This is a genomic window from Microcystis sp. M169S2 (genome assembly GCF_020245865.1).
Lineage (GTDB): Bacteria > Cyanobacteriota > Cyanobacteriia > Cyanobacteriales > Microcystaceae > Microcystis > Microcystis ichthyoblabe_A.
Genome location: NZ_JADBUB010000145.1, coordinates 24,170 through 40,302, shown reverse-complemented (window position 1 = coordinate 40,302; position 16,133 = coordinate 24,170). Strand labels below are relative to the sequence as shown.

General features: G+C 43.1%; 15 protein-coding genes and 1 pseudogene. 3 read left to right on the top strand and 13 right to left on the bottom strand.

The features are described 5' to 3' along the window. Positions 1-456 (bottom strand): annotated as a pseudogene (locus tag IM485_RS15165) (Rpn family recombination-promoting nuclease/putative transposase); the annotation flags it as partial. A gap of 336 nt (positions 457-792) precedes the next feature. Here IM485_RS15165 and IM485_RS15160 point away from each other — a divergent pair. Next, entirely contained in the window at positions 793-1,410 is a 618-nt protein-coding gene (locus tag IM485_RS15160) for a PEP-CTERM sorting domain-containing protein (RefSeq protein ID WP_287744108.1), read from the top strand. A 508-nt stretch (positions 1,411-1,918) separates the two neighbouring features. Here the strand turns inward: IM485_RS15160 and IM485_RS15155 are convergent. Next, positions 1,919-3,019, bottom strand: coding sequence for an alkene reductase (locus tag IM485_RS15155; protein ID WP_104395512.1), 1,101 nt, complete (start codon positions 3,017-3,019; stop codon positions 1,919-1,921). 525 nt (positions 3,020-3,544) lie between these two features. Here IM485_RS15155 and IM485_RS15150 point away from each other — a divergent pair. Continuing rightward, a complete protein-coding gene (locus tag IM485_RS15150) occupies positions 3,545-5,110 on the top strand; it encodes a B12-binding domain-containing radical SAM protein (RefSeq protein WP_287744104.1) in 1,566 nt (521 codons plus the stop codon). A gap of 111 nt (positions 5,111-5,221) precedes the next feature. Here the strand turns inward: IM485_RS15150 and IM485_RS15145 are convergent, their stop codons facing one another. The 3 genes from IM485_RS15145 to IM485_RS15135 all read right to left on the bottom strand — a co-directional run bounded on the left by IM485_RS15145 (position 5,222) and on the right by IM485_RS15135 (position 9,746). Further along, the gene (locus tag IM485_RS15145; RefSeq protein ID WP_287744101.1) at positions 5,222-7,066 is read right to left on the bottom strand and encodes an AAA family ATPase; all 1,845 of its coding nucleotides are present in this window, start codon (positions 7,064-7,066) and stop codon (positions 5,222-5,224) included. An 82-nt stretch (positions 7,067-7,148) separates the two neighbouring features. After that, positions 7,149-9,050, bottom strand: a complete 1,902-nt coding sequence (locus IM485_RS15140) for an ArsA family ATPase (protein WP_287744099.1) — start codon at positions 9,048-9,050, stop codon at positions 7,149-7,151. Between the two features lie 12 nt (positions 9,051-9,062). After that, the gene (locus IM485_RS15135; RefSeq protein ID WP_287744097.1) at positions 9,063-9,746 is read right to left on the bottom strand and encodes a GvpL/GvpF family gas vesicle protein; all 684 of its coding nucleotides are present in this window, start codon (positions 9,744-9,746) and stop codon (positions 9,063-9,065) included. A gap of 92 nt (positions 9,747-9,838) precedes the next feature. On the opposite strand from IM485_RS15135, the gene IM485_RS15130 reads away from it, so the two are divergent. Then, positions 9,839-10,171, top strand: a complete 333-nt coding sequence (locus IM485_RS15130) for a gas vesicle protein (protein ID WP_002755304.1) — start codon at positions 9,839-9,841, stop codon at positions 10,169-10,171. Positions 10,172-10,321: 150 nt separating this feature from the next. Here the strand turns inward: IM485_RS15130 and IM485_RS15125 are convergent, their stop codons facing one another. From IM485_RS15125 to gvpA, 8 genes are all read right to left on the bottom strand, one after another. Continuing rightward, positions 10,322-10,582: a gas vesicle protein GvpG gene (locus IM485_RS15125; protein ID WP_002803833.1), complete on the bottom strand. Its 261-nt coding sequence runs from the start codon at positions 10,580-10,582 to the stop codon at positions 10,322-10,324. A gap of 14 nt (positions 10,583-10,596) precedes the next feature. Next, complete coding sequence (gvpF, locus tag IM485_RS15120) at positions 10,597-11,331, bottom strand: gas vesicle protein GvpF (RefSeq protein ID WP_287744095.1); 735 nt, start codon at positions 11,329-11,331, stop codon at positions 10,597-10,599. A 15-nt stretch (positions 11,332-11,346) separates the two neighbouring features. Beyond that, positions 11,347-11,820 (bottom strand): gas vesicle protein K, encoded by a 474-nt coding sequence (locus tag IM485_RS15115; RefSeq protein ID WP_287744093.1) that lies wholly within the window; start codon positions 11,818-11,820, stop codon positions 11,347-11,349. 375 nt (positions 11,821-12,195) lie between these two features. Further along, a complete protein-coding gene (locus IM485_RS15110; protein WP_002803843.1) occupies positions 12,196-12,504 on the bottom strand; it encodes a hypothetical protein in 309 nt (102 codons plus the stop codon). Continuing rightward, entirely contained in the window at positions 12,461-12,871 is a 411-nt protein-coding gene (locus tag IM485_RS15105) for a gas vesicle protein (RefSeq protein WP_002796982.1), read from the bottom strand. Before IM485_RS15105 ends, IM485_RS15110 begins: the two co-directional genes overlap by 44 nt. 29 nt (positions 12,872-12,900) lie before the next feature. Continuing rightward, positions 12,901-13,941, bottom strand: a complete 1,041-nt coding sequence (gvpN, locus tag IM485_RS15100) for a gas vesicle protein GvpN (protein ID WP_002803848.1) — start codon at positions 13,939-13,941, stop codon at positions 12,901-12,903. 631 nt (positions 13,942-14,572) lie between these two features. After that, positions 14,573-15,211 (bottom strand): gas vesicle protein GvpC, encoded by a 639-nt coding sequence (gvpC, locus tag IM485_RS15095; protein WP_104395504.1) that lies wholly within the window; start codon positions 15,209-15,211, stop codon positions 14,573-14,575. A gap of 441 nt (positions 15,212-15,652) precedes the next feature. After that, the gene (gvpA, locus tag IM485_RS15090) at positions 15,653-15,868 is read right to left on the bottom strand and encodes a gas vesicle structural protein GvpA (RefSeq protein ID WP_002735503.1); all 216 of its coding nucleotides are present in this window, start codon (positions 15,866-15,868) and stop codon (positions 15,653-15,655) included. Positions 15,869-16,133 lie beyond the last annotated feature (265 nt).

The window sequence follows — 16,133 nt, the reverse complement described above, 5'->3', positions numbered from 1 at the left end:
TCTTTGGATTAATTTTCGGGTGCTATCAATCGCTTTTGCTTTAGATAGGGTGATTAATTGGACTGTAGCTAAACCAATCGAAGTTTGAGGAATGTTTTCTAATTCATTCAGATAAATCCGTCTCACTCGCTCGGAGTTGAGGAGTTCCCGATAGCGTTGAACTTGATTGGTTTCTACTTGAGGGTTAGGATAGACAATCACACCCCGCCAATCATTGGTTAAGTCAGTTTTACTGAGATATAAGAATATTTCGGTGAAAAAGCGCTGATAAAAAGCCTCATCTTCTTGAAATTGTACCTCATACTAAATCCGTTGAGTAACGCACAGAAAACGGGTTTCTCCGAGAAACCCGTTTTCTACTCATGCATTGGCTTCGGTGATAGGGAGTTGAATTAATTCAAAGAAGATAGAGGGGAATGATTGAAAGAGTTGATAAAAAATCGTGTCAGTTTTCATGCTCTTATTTTATAGCACTACGCGCTAAGATTAGGACGTTTTGCTCACCCCTAACGCCCCTTAATAAAGGGGGGAATAAGGACCGACTTTAACCCCTAAAATAGCTCAATCTTAATCATTACTGATTAATTTAAGATGTTTCCTTGGCGAACCCTTCCAGTCTCTCCCTGATGGGCTTTTTTCCGGATTCATCAATAAAAAACGGAGAATACTTGACAAATTCGGGGGGGGGGGTAGAATGAGGCTGCTTATTGCTGTTAAGCAATGATTTATGGGGTATAAATATCAATTTTTCCCCATTATTAGCCATGAAATTAACTTGTCAATTAATCAAAAATGACTAATCAACTGCTAAAAGCCCTTTGCCTTCCTGCGGTGACTTGTGCCGTTTTCACTGCCATTCCCGCCCATGCAGCCGTTTTTACCGCTACCTATACGGGTACTGTTTTCAGTGCTACTGTCGATAACGTTACTGCCGGTGATACTGCGGTTATTACCTATCAGCTTGACAATGGGGGAACTTCCCTGTTCAACCAAACATGGAACGCCAGTAACATTGTGACTGTCACCTTCAATTTTGGTAATGGGGCCCACGTTACCACCTTTAATCCTAATGGGGGTGATGGGTTGGATGGTACTACAGGAAGCTTTGTCACCAATGCCTCAGGACAGTTAACGGCTGTTCCTTTTGTTTGGTCTGATTTGAGTAATGTCAATGTCGTCTCAACCAATTCTACACAAACACCTAACGCATGGCTCGTGGATGGGTTCAATGGTGTTTACTATACTAATAATTTCGGCAAAAGGGTCGATTTGACCAATGTATCAGGTAATATCGTTGCTGCTAACTGGACCATTCAACCTGCCCAGACACAGACAACCCCCGAACCAGGCACCCTTTTAGGCTTATTAGCGGTGGGTTCTCTGGGTTTATTGGCTCGCAAACGTCAATAAATGACCAATTCTATGGTAAGGAAGGTTTAAAAGCCTTCCTTTTTGGTTAGGGAAAAAGGCGCTCTCGCTTATTGAATTTTGGCACATAATGGATAAGTAGCTAGACACAATTAATTACACATATCTAATACTAAGTAGGGTCTGCTGAAAAAGTACGGGCGAAGCATTCGGATAGAAAATCTACGGTTTCACCGATAGGTTATTGCCCGAATGCTTCGCCCCTACAGAACGCGGGCCGATGAAGACGCAAGGTTTTGAACGACGATTCTCTCAAAATCTTGCACCTGTTTCGGAAGAAAAGCCCCAAAACCCTTACTTTGCCTACATTTCACATTTATTCAGCAAACCCTAAGTAGGTAGGTATTAAAAACTTTCAGATCCCCCCGCCTATCGGCACCCCCCTTATCAAGGGTAGATCCCCCCGCCTATCGGCACCCCCCTTATCAAGGGGGGCAGGGGGGATCAAACCTAAAATCCATTTTTAATTTAATTATAACCAGCTACTTAACTAGGGTTTATAACTGGGAAAATCGATATAACCTTCCTTGTCAAAAGAATACCAATCTTTCATCTCAGCATCGGGATTAAGGGGCCAATTATTGGCGAATCTTTCCACCAAATCGGGATTACTGATATAGGGGCGACCGAAAGCAATTAAATCCGCATCTCCTAACTGAATAGCGGCTTCAGCAGTTTCTTTTGTATAACCACAATTGCCGATTAATGCACTATTAAAAACAGCCCGAAACTCGGATAAAAGCATCGGTTGACCCTTTTGATGAAAACCAAAAGCCAAGCCATCTAGCAGATGCAAATAAGCTAAATTGTACTCATTTAATCTTTGGGCAATATAGAGAAAAGTTTCTCGAAAATCCTCGGAACCCATGTCATTATAAACTCCATTGGGAGACAGACGCACCCCCACCCGATGACTGGGAAAAACAGTTAAAATTGCCTCGACCACTTCCTGTAAAAAACGATAGCGATTTTCCAAACTGCCTCCGTACTTATCCTGACGCTGATTAGTGGCCGATTGTAGAAAAGTATCGATTAAATAACCATTAGCCCCGTGAATTTCTATGCCATCAAACCCCGCTAATTTTGCCCTCTGAGCGGCTTGGCGGTAATCGGCGACAATTGTGAGGATTTCCTCGGTTTCTAAGGCTCTAGGGGTCTCGTAGGGCTGTTTGCCTATGGGTGTATGCAACTCCCCCTTAATCCTAATTGCGGAAGGGGCAACGGGTAAAGCCCCATTTTCCTGAAAACTGGGATGAGAAGCGCGACCACAGTGCCACAATTGACAAAAAATTGGTGTTCCTTTTCTTTGGGCGATTTTAGTCACCATTTGCCATGCTTGCGCTTGTTCATCGGTGTAGATACCGGGGGTATTTTGCCAACCGTTAGCTTGGGGAGAAATTACCGTCGCTTCTGTAATCATTAATCCTGCGCTGGCCCTTTGCCGGTAATACTCGGCCATTATCTCATTAGCAAGACGTTTTTCTCCCGCTCGCGCTCGCGTCATGGGAGCAAGCACAAGACGATTTTCTAGGTTTAAATCTCCCAATTTAAATTGACTTAAAAGAGCCAGGGAAGTAGTGAAGGAAGTCATCGAATTTGCCGATAGAGAATTTAGGTTAATTTTACCGCAATTAGTTAAAACCAGACAATCACACCCAAGTATGATTGACTGTCTATCTGCGAGATTGTTCCTCTCCTAAGTGAGGAGAATTAAGTTGCCTTTTGCCTTTTGCCCCTTGCCTCGTCTCAACAAGCAATTTAAATTACTAACAGCTTACCGATAAAATAGACTTCCTAGGAACTGAAACGAAACCTTTACTATTCAGTACTTGCTAATTTTAAGAGGGTTTTTCAGAATCAGCATTTTTTAGTAAACCTACCTAAAAATACCCAAAAGAGGCAAACAGCCTCTAGATTGCATTGATAAAAATGGGAAAACACGAGTTTTTAGCAAGCATAGTTCATTTAATTGTGCTAATCTCCAAAAAATAGCTATTTTTTCACAATTTATTTAGAACTAATTTATTAGTAAAAAAAGATGTTAAAAAAGTCTTGATCGACTTGGGCTTTGTGGCTAGTATGTAAAGCATATAGCTTCTTCATTGGAGACACCTGAATGAAAGCCCTATTACTGTGGCCGCTGATGCCCAACTCCTTTTGGTCCTATCAAGAGACTTTAGATCTAGCCGGTTTAAGATCAACTAATCCGCCCCTGGGTTTAATTACGGTGGCAGCCCTGTTACCATCGGATTGGGAAATCCGGTTTGTTGATCGCAATGTCCGATTAGAAACGGCTTCGGATTGGGAGTGGTGCGATTTGGTAATCATCTCCGCCATGATCATTCAGAAAAAGGACTTTCAAGAATTGATTGCCAAAGGGTTGCAGTTGGGTAAAAAAGTGGCTGTGGGCGGGCCTTACCCCACCTCCTATCCAGAAGTTGCCCAAAAAGCTGGGGCAGATTACCTGATTCTCGATGAAGGAGAACTGACAATCCCGCTGTTCCTGGCGGCCCTGGAGCGGGGTGAACCGAGTGGTGTCTTTAGAGCCAGTGAGAAACCAGATGTAACCATGACACCGATCGCCCGCTATGATCTACTAGATCTGGATGCCTATCTGGCGATTACCGTGCAGTTTTCTCGCGGTTGCCCCTTTCAATGCGAATTTTGTGACATCATCAACCTCTATGGCCGCAAACCGCGCACCAAAACCCCAGAACAAATGTTGGCTGAGTTGGAGACGTTATATCAACTGGGCTGGAGGCGCTACATTTTTGTTGTGGATGACAACTTCATTGGCAATAAGCGGAATGCCAAGGTGTTTCTGCGGGAGTTGATCCCCTGGATGGAGCAACACCAGTATCCCTTTAAACTGATTACGGAAGCTTCCCTTAATCTGGCTGAAGACAGCGAACTGATCGAGCTAATGGTCAAGGCCGGCTTTATGCTGGTGTTTATGGGGATTGAGACACCAGATACCGATAGCTTAATGGGCATTAACAAGGTTCAAAACACCCGCCAATCCCTGATCGAATCCTGTCACAAAATTACCCGCATGGGGCTGCAGATTATGTCTGGCTTCATTATCGGTTTTGACAATGAGAAACCAGGCGCAGGGCAGCGGATCAAAGATTTTATTATGGAGGCAAGTATTCCCCAAGGGCAGTTTAGCCTGCTCCAGGCCCTGCAAAATACCGCCCTGTGGAATCGCCTGCAACAGGAAGGTCGTCTGGTGGATGGCATGGGTACTTTCCATCAGGGAGCGATGATGAACTTTGAGCCAACTCGCCCGGTGGAAGAGATTACCGAAGAATACATCGATGCTTTCTGGGAAATCTATGATCCTGTTAACTACCTGAAACGAACCTTCAACCATTTCATGATCATGGGGGGATGGCGCGGCAAATCGAACCGTAAATTAGATTGGCAACAGTGGCAATTGTTCCGTTCCCTGCTCTGGCGACAGGGGATTGTCCGACCGACGCGGTTCCGTTTCTGGTGGCAACTGGCAGTGATTGCCTGGGTCAAACCCCGTCTGCTAGAAGAGTATCTAGCGACCCTAGGGATAGGTGAGCATTTTTTTGCCTATCGCTATGAAGTAAGAGAACAATTACTAAAACAACTAGCCGATTTGAAGCAACAGAAAGCAAGGGTAGCCCAGCTGGAAAAAACGCTCAAAAGCTAGACAATAGCGCCGACGAACAGTCAATGCAGACATTTTGGCAAATTTTTCTTTTTAGGATGGTTTTCCTAAGTTGAGATTCTCCCCCCTTACTTAAAGTAAGGGGGAAAAAAATCAATTGGCACGCTGTTCAACCAACAGTTGGTAAGCATGATTAAAATCAGCCGTTGTAATGCGAATATCAGCCGGGTCAGTCATTCCCTGATGGCGATAACGACGAATTGCCATCAGTGCCGCTTGGTTACATAATAACGCTAAATCTGCGCCATTCCAGCCTTCGGTTGCCTCGGCCCAATAGCCTAAATCCACATCCTCTAAAGGACGTTCATCATTATGGACACCGAGAATTGCTAAACGACTAGAGGCATTCGGTAAATCAACTTTTAACTGTAAATCTAACCGTCCCGCTCGCAATAAGGCTGGATCTAACGCATCTGGGCGATTAGTGGCTCCAATCACTAAAATCGTTGCCGCCGTTTGCAACCCATCTAACTCCGTGAGGATTTGTCCCACAACCCGGTCACTCACGCCTGAATCCCCACTATAACGACCTCTTGCCGGTGCTAAAGTATCAATTTCATCAATAAAAACCACACAAGGGGCTGCCTGACGAGCTTTGGCAAACAACTCACGCACCGCCTGTTCACTCGCCCCCACCCATTTACTCAAAAGCTCAGGTCCATTAATACTGATAAAATTAGCTCGCGCCTGAGATGCAACCGCTTTGGCCAATAAGGTTTTTCCCGTTCCGGGGGGACCCCAAAGTAAAATACCTTTGGGAGCTTGGGCTTTGGTTTGCGTATATAATTGCGGATGGAGTAATGCCCCTTCCACAGACTCCTGTAGGGTTTGTTTAATCTGTTCAAGTCCGCCAATATTGTCCCAGGCCACATGGGGAGACTCCACTTCCACAGAGCGCAACACCGCCGGTTTAACATCTTTCAGGGCTTGCAAAAAGTCGGCTTGGACCACCGTCATTGTTTCTGGAATTTGCGAGTCAATCGTAGGAACCTGCCGCCGCAAAGCACTATAGGCCGCTTTCTGGCAAACGGCTTTTAAATCTGACCCGACAAATCCCACCGCATTATCGGCAATCAGATCTAAGGAAACTGATTCATCTAGGGGCATGGAACGGGTGAGAATTTGCAGGATTTCTAAACGGCCCTTGCGGTCAGGCACCCGAAAGAGGACTTCTCGGTCAAACCGTCCGGGGCGACGGAGGGCAGGGTCAAGATGGTCGGGACGGTTTGTCGCCGCTAGAACAATCACCCCTTGACTTTGGGCAAAACCGTCCATTAAACCCAGCAATTGGGCCACCAGTCTTTTTTCTACTTCCCCTTCAACTTTACTGCGATCGGGTGCCATGCTATCAATTTCGTCAATAAAAACGATACAAGGCGCATTCTTACTGGCTTTCTCAAAAATTCCCCGCAGTTTTTGTTCAGCCTCCCCATAATATTTGCTGATCACCTCTGGTCCAACTAAGGCAATATAGTTAACACCGAGTTCTTCGGCCAAAGCACGGGCAGTCAGGGTTTTACCAGTTCCAGGGGGGCCGACTAAGAGAACGCCGCGAGTGGGTTCAAGTCCTAACTTGGCCAATAAGTCGGGGCGTTTCAGAGGAATGGCAATTAGTTCCTTGAGTTCTTTAATCACTTCCGTCAAGCCACCAACATCTTTCAGGGAAGCCGTGGTCGGTCCTTCGGGCGGTGTCACACTGTCTTCAACCCCTGAATCGGTGGGGGTATCGCGATTGCGATTCACCTCAAAATCATCCCCACCAGCATTGCTCGGGCGAGAAACTCCCCCTGAACGGGGAATACCGCCAGCACGGGGGATGTTACTCAAGGAACGAGAGTTAAACTGCACTTCGGTTTTAATTTCCCCTTTTTCCAGTTTTTCCTCTAAGGTTTTAGCCAGTTCGACTAATTGCTCAAAGCCTTTGAATAGTTCTACCATAAAATTTCTCCTGAGTCAAGTGAAGGATGGGGACTGGGTGATAGATGGGGTTAAGAAGTCCGACTTTAAAGACTAATTACCTTTAAAATAACAGATCTGCCGCGGCTTTGACCCGGGCTAGAGGTTCTACTGACCGGGGTAAACTGGGTAAGCGGATCAAAGTTTGCTCTGGGAATAAATCCCGATCAATTTCCTCATTAGCATGATAACGATTCTGCACGACATAACGTTGATAGACTCCCTTTTTTTTCAAAGATGCTGTCAATCGCAGTTGTTCGGCAACGATAGCATCTTGGGCTTGCAAAACTCCAATAAATTCTGTATGTTGGGGGTCTTTGAGTTTTTTCTGGGCAGACATCACCTGTTGTCTTAAGATTCGCAATCGTCCCATTAAATCTACACGCCCTAAGACATCTTGATACTTCATCCAAAGCTTAAAAATCCAACTTAACCAATCTCCTAAAGCCGTTGGCATTTCTAAAAATCGCAGGAGATGACCGGTAGGAGCCGTATCTAAAATAATCAAATCTTGTTGTTTCTGGTCTAATAACTCCATTACTTTTACTAGGGACAACATTTCATCAATTCCTGGCAGAGATTGAGCGACAATTTGCCGCCAAGCTTCTGGAGTATAAGCTAGTTTGATATTCCCTTCTTCCTTACCTTCACCACTAATCATTTCTGCCAGTTCCCATAAATAATCATCCCGAAATTTTTCTAAAACGATATTAGCATCAACTTCTTGACCACTTAAATTAGCAGTTAATTGTGTGGATTGATGTCCTAATTTTGTCCCAAAGGCATCTCCCAAAGAATGAGCCGGATCAATAGAAATAATTCTAATTTTTTGATCGGGATGACGATTAGCTAACGCCCAACCAATGGCCGCGGCAACCGTGGTTTTTCCCACTCCCCCCTTGCCACCAATGATAATGAGTTGGCGTTTGTCGTCAATAAAATCACTAAAACTCGGCAGAATTTTTTGCGGCCATTGAATAGGAGGCGGGGCCATAAATTCTACTTTTTCGATAATTTCAATTTGACTCATGATCTGATCTAATGCTTCACCTCCTAGGGGTTCTTTTGCCTGTTGGGGCAGGGTGAAAATTGTCTCTTGACCTGGAATTTTTAGGAATTTATCGAGGAGTTGCTGTTGCTCACTGTAGCGATCTAAATTTTGATTAGGATCCGTTAGAATGCGATTAATAAATAAGCTGCCGCAGGGAATATTTAAGTGATGCAAACTATTGAGTAATCGTTCGGTTTCTAATAAACTCATCGGTTCGGCAATTGCCACAATTAAACAAAGGGTAAAATCCCGATCTTGTAGGATTCGTTTGCCTTCGGTTAATTCTGCTTGTGTTTTGACTAAAAAGTCATCCACATCATCGGCATTGTAGGTTTTTGAAAAAGTTTGCGAAATAACACGATGTTTTTCTTGAAACAACTCTAAAGAATTTAAAATAATCTCTAAAAAGTCTTTAATCCCCAATAAATTCAAGGTATGACCAGAGGGAGCCATATCAACAACAATTCGATCTACAACATTCTCTATTAGTAATCGTTGAATTTCTAATAGACCCATGATTTCATCTAAACCTGGCCAGTCTAAATCCCAAACAGGAGTTAAATCTTCTCCTTCAACAAAACTGCCCCGTTCTACTAAAAGTTCTAAAAATTTTCCGTATTTTTCTTTAAATTCTAAGAGCAATTTTTCCGCATCTAATGCCCTAACTTTTAAGTTGGGTAAGTCTTTTACAGGTGATGCTTGATCGCTAACTTCTGTTTGCAATACATCCCCTAAAGAATGAGCAGGATCGGTTGAGATTAACAGGATTTGTTCCTCGGGAAATAATTTAGCCCAACGGCGAGCAAATCCACAGGAAAGGGTGGTTTTTCCCACTCCTCCTTTGCCACTAAACATAACTAAATGTCGAGTGTCATAGCAACTTAGAGCGTTATTTACCAAGTTAAAGTTAGTCATAGAGAAATCAAGTTAAGTAAAGTGATAGGGGGGAGAAACTTGTCCTAATTGTAATTCCCAACGGGGGCAAGCTTTCTGCCAATGCAAGACTTGCTCGATTAGTAAAGGTTCTTCTTGAAAATTAACTAAAAGATAAATTCGTGATTCTGTCCCCGGAGCAGTAATAATCCTCGTTGACGGATAGCTTTGGGTGACTAAATGCCCGAGATTTTGCCATTCTGAACCTTGCAAAGTATAAAAATCCTGTTGGGCTTCATAATGCTGTTTTTTGGCTAAAAAATATTGTCTGCCCTTGCTTTCAGAAGAGAGTACAGGCTCCTCTGGCTTACGGGGAATACATTTTAAAAGATATTCTCCTTTTCCCTCAAGTTCTTCAATTTTTTCTTGATATTCTTGGGCATGAGAACAAAGATGAGTCAGTAAATTTTCTGCCTCTAAAAAAGATGTGCCAAAACGTAAGGGTAAAATAGTGGTTTGTTGAAATAATTCACAGATGACTCGATCATGACATAAAACCGATTGAATCAAGCGTTCATCATCATTTTGTAAAGTGTCTAAACAAACTTCGGGTTCGACTACGGCCGAGAGATCTCCACCAGTTATCAGTAACAATGGGTTAGCCATTCCAACCGGTAATTTTAGGCTTTCTATGGGGGTTTTCAAAAAAGCGTAAGTATATAGATTGTACAATTTCATAGGGTTTACTAAAAGAAAATTGACGATTTTTTACGAGTTTTTATATTGGGGCGTTGATATGCTAGAATATTCTAAGTTATTCAGGGATTGTTATGACAACCACTCGTCCACCCAGACCAATTAGATCTAAAATTAGCACCATGCCTCGGAAACAATCTGAAGCAGATCACCAACTTGAGCTTTATAAGTTAATTACTGAAAAACAACGTATCCAAGAAAAATTAGAAATGATGGAGCGGCAGCTTCAGCAATTAAAAAACCGTCTCACGTTTGTGACAGAGCAAATTGAGACTACAGAACAAAGTATTCAAAATTTGCGTACAGCTAACCCTCCTAGTGTAGCTAAAAAACCTGATTCCCCCAAAACTGTTGCTCACTCCTCTAATAATTCCAGTAATTTCCAAACTTTTTACCTAGAATATTAAGGCTTAACCAAGGGCTAGTTCTGACCAAGCTTCAACGAGTTCTTGAGCTTGTCAAATCCGCCCTTACTAAGCTTACAGTTTGTGATTTTGTTCATGATCTATCTGGTGGCAAAGATTGCCAGTTCTGAAACTGCGAAGTATAGAAAAATTTTAGAGAGAAGATTCAGCTTCGTTTTCTGCCGCCTCTTCTTCTAAGGCTTGAATTTTTAATAAAAGTTCTTCTTCCCGAATTTCAAACTCCTCCTCAGAAATATTACCCATATCGTAAGATAGTTGCAGGGATAATAATAATTTGTGCAAATTTTCCGCCTCATCATATTCTATATCTGCACGCTCTTGAATTTTTTCCCCAATCCAGATCAGACCACCAATAGGGCCGGTAACAGGAAGAAGTAAAAGATCGAGAAACATAACTGATAATCTCCTTAGATAAGTTGGGCAAAGGTATAGGGTGCAGTTAAATTGTTATAGCGAATCCTTAGGCGATCACCAAACTGCTGATCGATCGCTTCAACGTTTTGGCTAAATTCGGACTCTTGATCCCAGGGAATTAAATAAGCTGCATTGTAAATCATGTCATCCGTCATCGGATCGCTTTCAATCACCTCTTGGGCGCGATGATTTAATTGGTCTCTAAAGACTTGAATAATGTCTTGTTTCCGTTGCAATACAGTGGCTTCAATGAGTTGACCTATATGGATAATTTCTTCCATATTTAAGTTTTTCCCCATCATCGCATCCCGTTCTTGTTTTAACTTAGGATTAGACTCCAAAGCCGCTTGTAATTCCCACTGATTATCCCAAAAAATCTTAATGCTAACCTCTCGTTGTCCTGACAGTTTAGCAAATAATTCTTTCAGTTGGGTTTTATAGGGAGTAATTAGTTGTTCGGTGACAGATTCCCAGGTTTTGATAACTAAGCCAAACCGCAGGGGCAACAACGTTGTAAACCCTGCTTCCATGACAGTTTCTAATACTTTTTCATGGCAAATTAAATAGCGACGGGATGCCAAATACTTCTCTTTATGAGCAGCGGAGTAGAGAAAACTAAAACCATCAATCATCTCACTGTGAACCGGCTCATTATCAATCCCCTGCAAAACCAGTCCGTCAGGAACTGGTTCGGGAAATATGCCATATAAATAAAGACCCACTGTCATCAGTATTCTCCCAAATTAAAGCGGCTGAGAAGTCAAAACCAAACGAAGCTTTAGATGAATTAGATCTAATTGAGCTAAACCCAGATCAACATTTCCTTCCACAACAACTCCTGTATTGAGAAGTCTATCCACTAATTCTAACACAGAAGGCTTAATACCCTCCTCTCCCGGGTAATAACTCCCCGCTTCCGGTAAAAGAGTGCCAAACTCTCCTAGGTGGACATTTAAATCTTCTGGCTCAACCTCAAAAATTTCACACAAATGGAGAATTTGTTCTTGCAATTTTTGTATACTTTCTGCAGCCCTATCTAAATCAGACTCACTGAGAACCCCTTTTTCCATCCGGCGAATGATTTGGGCTTCGAGCAATTGGCGTACCAGTTCCACAACAGTTAACAGTAAAGGGGCTAAACCAGCTTGGCTATTACTTTCTGGACTGGTCAGCAAGGCTTGATTATCAGAATCGTAAGGTGTGCAAGCAAGTGTCATGGTTGGAGTTGGTAAATGAGGAGTTCTTAAGGGTGAGTCTCTAGTGGGGGGCTTGGCCAAGAAATTTTATCTGAGGGAAAAAATGATCTAACCAAGCAATGTCAACTTCCCGCCGCCCTGTGAAGATTCTAGTGACGAATTTACCCGACAGGAGGAATGTGCTTGATTATTTTAACTGGTATCGTAGCCCTCGATTGCCCCCGATTGGGGTAGGGATTTTAAGGCTCAAAGTTTAGCTGCCGGGGTTTCTGTTGATAAGGCTTGGGATTGGCTATAGAGATAGGAGTCGCTTGCCCACCCATTAATTGCCATCTCCCTTGCTCTATCAACAGAGGCAATCGTTAACTGCTGTAAACTTCTTGACCGTTTGAGGACTCAATTGAGGAATTTCAATATATACGAGGAATGTGCTTGATCGTTCGGACTGCCATCACGTCTCTCCATTACACTCCATTTAGTTAAGGATTTTAAGGTTTGAAGTCGGCGTGAAAGTTCCAGGTTTTCTGCGAATAAAGCTTGGCCTTGGCTAGGGAGGTAGGGATAACCTTGCAAGCTGTTAATCGCAGTTTCCCTAGCTTTATCAAGGGGAGCAATCGTCTCGTGTAAATTTCCTAACCTTTGAGGATTCAGGTGAGGAATTTCACGCATCTGAGGAATGTGCTTCATCGTTCGGACTGGTATCATGGCTCTCTATTGCACTCAATTGGCTTAAGGATTTTAGGGTTTCAAGCTCAGTTTCCAGGGTTTGGAGTCGGAGCGAAAGTTCCCGATTTTCTGCTAGTAAAGCTTGGGATTGGCTATGGAGGTAGGGGTCTCCTTCCCACCAGTTGATCCCCATTTCCCTGGCTTTATCAACAGAGGCAATTAACAAACGAATGCGGATATTTATAAGTTCAGTGGAGGCGATCGAAACGGAAATATCGCCGGCAATTACAATTCCTTTATCTAAAACTCGTTCGAGTATATCCGCTAAACTCGAACCTTGAGTTGCTGTTTTTAGGGAGTTGCTTGACTGGTTTTTGAGCGAGCCAGCAAAAGTGGAAGAAGTCACGGTTGGTTTCACTCAATAAGAGTATAAAATTAGTCTTTTCGCTGGGGCAAGTTGCCTCGCAGTAAAGATTGAATGGCTTTTAACGATTGATTTCCTGTCGAAGGCTCAGAAGTTGACGCTTGGCCCTCGGAAGGCTCCGTTTCCTCTACAACGGATAGGGGTTCTACCAGATCGTCGTCGAGGATTTCCCATAAAATTGCTCTTGACTTATCAATAGATAAGTTCGTGCGGGACAAAAGAACATCGGCGCAGATATCACGGAAGTCCGCATCAGAGGAGCTAGCCACAATATCGTGAGAGGCACAGACCTTAGCAATCATTAAACAAGAGCGCAAACCTGAAGTTTTTTCAGCCTCGGTTTTCAAACGAAAGGTTTTGACGAGGTTGACAATAAATAAGGCATCATCTCGACCAATCCCCGTTTTTTTGGCAAGAATTTCGGTCTGAGTCAGTTGATCTGGTTCAGGCATATTAATGGTTACTAACCGATCCATTAGAGCATCTTGGGTAGCATGAACCCCGCAATATTCTTCTGGGTTGGAGGTGAAAATTGCCCGAAATTGAGAATTGACTTGTAGGTAATCGGGTTGATGGCTAGTGGGTGGCAGGGTGAGAATTTTTTCTTCCAAGGCAGAGAGTAAAACGTTGTTGACCTCAGGTCGAGAACGATTGAACTCATCATAAACTAGGGTAAAACCCTCTCGACAGGCCATTGTTAAGCGAGAATCCACCCAGTTGTGTTTTAGCTCGTCTTCAACTTTGAGAACGCTGTGGATATAGTTATCCGTCAGCTTTTTATGGGTATAACCAGATTGGCTACCAATTAAATCGGAACTGCTAAAGTCATCATCGCCAAAGATTAGCATCACAGGTCTGGCTAAACAATTGGCCAGGTGCATTGCCAAGGTGGTTTTTCCCGTTCCTGCTGGACCACATAGATGAATGGAAAAACCAGAGTTTAGATAACGTAAGGCGCGAGTGGCAATTTGATCAATCGAAGGCGTAACAACAAATTGACCGGGGCGAAGGGAGAGAACGGATCTTCTTGTTTGAGTTTCAGTAAATGTCATAGTTGAAATCTAGTAAATACTATTGATAATCCCCGCCTGAAGCGGACGGGCATTTTTGAGCTAACAACCGCCTGTTTAGGTTTCCCCTCAATAACCGAGTAGGCAAGGACGCTTGTGTCACCAGAATTTTACGGCAAGAAGTTTAATCGGCTTTGACTTTTAAGGCTTACCTCATAATATATAATATCCCAAAAGATTAGGAACTGTCACCAATTAGCTCTAGAACCTTGATTCTGAAGGTATTTTTAGGAGATTCATTAGTCAAAGGGCTAAGGGTCTAAAATTCTTGTCTAGATTACTTTATCAAGACTTAAACAATGATAAGCCCAGATGCAGTCCTTTTCCCTTACCTCCTTTGTCAATAAAAGACTACTAATCACGACATTAACTATAGACTGAGTGAAGCTTTATCATACTTTTTAATTTACCAGAGACCTAGAGAGGACTAGATAGGAACCCAACACTCCTAGGTTGAGTCTAGAAACTTAGAAAAGCAGGATCAGCATGGTAGATTGAAAACCAAAGGCTTATTGTTGTATTCTCAGATAGTCCTCTAGTTTAGCCAGGAAAAGGGACTAGAGGGGTTTTACTCTAGCCCTAGGCTTAAGTGGGTTGGAATTAACCTAGAGATTTATTTGCCAAAAACGTAGATAGACAAATCTTGACGAAATTGACGCAATTCGTCTTTTAGCTGTTTCGCTTCAGCTAAACGTCGTTCTTGAAATTGACTTAAATCATCCTTCACCTGTTTAGCTCGATCTAGATGAAGTTGGCGTAAGTCGTCCTCTAGCTGTTTCGCTGCCGCTAAACGCTGTTCTTGGAATTGACTTAAATCCTCTTTCAGCTGTTTAGCTCGATCTAGATGCTGTTGACGTAAGTCGTTCTCCAGCTGTTTTGCTGCTGCTAAACGTTGTTCTTGGAATTGACTTAAATCGTCCTTTAGCTGTTTGGCTCGATCTAGACGCTGTTGACGTAAGTCGTTGTCTAGCCGTTTGGCTTCCGCTAAACGTTGTTCTTGAAATTGACGTAAATCCTCTTTTTGCTTTTCCGCTTGAGCTAAACGCTGTTTTTGGGTAGCTGTTAAAAACAAGTGGCTTTCCTGTTGAACTTTTTGGAAAGATTGGCGCAAAGCAGTTGCCTGTTCTTGCGCTTGTTTTTGTCTTTCAGTTTTGACATCCAACAGAAAAGATTGTACTTCTCGCGAGAGTTTAGCTACTTCTTCAGCAATCGATAAACGATCCTGGCGGAACTGTTCCATGAGAGCAGGCATGGGGTTGTCCTCAATTACTAAATACTATGGAATGAATTTGACCCAATCACCCGTTAGAAAAACCTTCACGGAGACTGGGGGGAGATACAGCAGATTTCGACTTTTCTTATCATCCCAAAGTTGAGGTAGGGGACCACCCCAGACTGAGGGGCGCAACTTCCCACCCCCAAAATGGCTTTCGACTCAGAAAAATAGTCAGCCTCACATTCTGGCGATAGGCGGTAAACCTAGCTACAAAGGTCAAAATCACGGTTACAAAAATAACTTGTATGGGTCTAGCTTTGTTTTTGCTATCCGTTGCCGTGCCAACCTTGTCAATCATAGACCATTGCGCCCCAAGAGAGGGGTAACTAGACTCAATAGGGATTTAAAGAAAAGCCGATGATCTGGAAAACCCAGTCGGGTTTTCACTCAGCAGATAGGAGAATCTGGGATCAATCCTTAAGCAGGAACCGCTGCAGATTGAGTCAGACCAACAGCTTCAGCATATTTGAGGTAGGTTTCAACAGAAGCGATAACTACACGAGCTTCAATCGCTAATAATTCGATGCCCACCAGAGATACGCGAGCCCAAGCATCAATAACGATACCTTTGTCAAGGATACGATCGATAACTTCAGCTAAGCTAGAGGAAGAGTTAGTTTTTTCAACTGCCATGGTAATAGACCTTTTTGTTGTTTGTATAGAAAGTGTACAGTGCTGATCCCAAAATTGATCTATCGAACTACCGCATCTCAGAGGGCGCAGCTTCCACACCAAAAATGACTTTCTATTCCGAAAAATAGTGAGTCCCACACTCTGGTGGTAGGGGGTAAACCTAGCTACAAAGGACAAAATCACGTTTACAAAAACAATTTGTATGGATCTAGCTTTGTTTCGCTATCCGTTGCCGTGCCAAACTGTCAATTATAAACTATTGCGC